Source organism: Vibrio sp. 1249-1 (assembly GCF_033340495.1).
This window is the reverse complement of the sequence record NZ_JAWOWJ010000074.1, coordinates 1-1,271: the sequence shown is the minus strand read 5'-3', so window position 1 is coordinate 1,271 and position 1,271 is coordinate 1. Positions and strand designations below refer to the sequence as shown.

Genomic DNA, 1,271 nt, shown 5'->3' with positions numbered 1-1,271 from the left:
CCATGCACTGTTGGCTCGAGTATTGGACCAAAAGCGATGTTGTTCGTACGTAAATAGGCATCCAGTTCTGAGCCAGAAAACTCTCCTAATCCACTGCGAACAGCGGTCATGGCAGCCAGTTCATAGGCTGGATAAAGCGATTTATCTAGAGCGGCTTTACCCCCTTGGCTAGTGAAGTAGATGTAAGCGCGGCCACCGGCTTTTGCGTCTTTTTGGAACCAAACATCCACACCGTTTGATAAGGTGTAAACCTGAAAACCACCCGGAGCTTGACGCATACTAACGATGCTGCCTTCCTCTGCTGGTTGCAGGAAGCCTTCCGCTTTGGCGTTCATGTCAGAAGGCTTTTCACCAGCTTGTAGGTAGGTGCTGTTAAGCGCAGTGAATACATCAGCAAACTGCGCTTGCGTTTCACTTTTGCCCATGCCAATCACAAAGCTTGGTTGATTAGACAACAGCTCTTTTAACTGCGCGTTTACGCTCTCTAGCGTCGTTTTATCCAAAAAAGCTGCCAAGCTTTGCGCATAGCTCTCTTTCGATTGGCTTACGCTGTCTTGCTCCAATTGGAAAATACGCGCTTCCGCGTAACTATTTGGCTTGCGTTTGCTCCAATCAGAATCAAGATCTGCCAGTTCGCCATACCAGTTAGATGTGATGCTCTCTAGCTCAGCTTGTGTCACGCCGTAATCGCGAAGTGACGTCAACGCACTGATGAAAATTTGGTGCATTTGTTCACGGCGGTCAGGCGAAAATGAGATACCCGCCGACATCAGCCGTTGGTAGTTCGAGTAGTAAGGCTGCGCATAAACGTATTGGTAAGGCTCGGCGGCATCATTGAGAAGACTGATCAAACGCTGTTGAATCAGTTGAATGGCCACTTCGTCTCGCCATTCTGCGTGTTGCTGCTCGACCGTTTCGCGACGAAGATCGCCGCGTTCAATCACCAAATGCAAGCTTGGTGACTCCATCGAGTTGCTTGGCAGAATTTCGTCTTGAGTATTGAGTCGAATGTCACGACGCTTTTCGATGGCGATATCTGAGGTACTTTCCCAGTTCGAGAACTTGTTCTTGATGATGTTAGCAAGCGACTTAGCGTCCACATTGCCCGTGACGATCAGCTCGGCATACTGCGGCTGATACCATTTCTCGTAGAAGTTTTTCAGCCCATTTGACGTCGCGTTCTCAATTGCATCACGAGTACCGATTGGATCATGCTCGGCGTAAGGCGTTCCTTCAATCGAAGCCTCATACGCGTGCATTGAAAACGACTT

The 1,271-nt window shown here is 49.0% G+C and carries 1 protein-coding gene; it reads right to left on the bottom strand.

Going from position 1 to position 1,271, the window contains the following annotated elements:
• On the bottom strand, window positions 1–1,271 hold a 1,271-nt coding region (locus R7Z50_RS24325; protein ID WP_318149327.1), incomplete at both ends, for an insulinase family protein.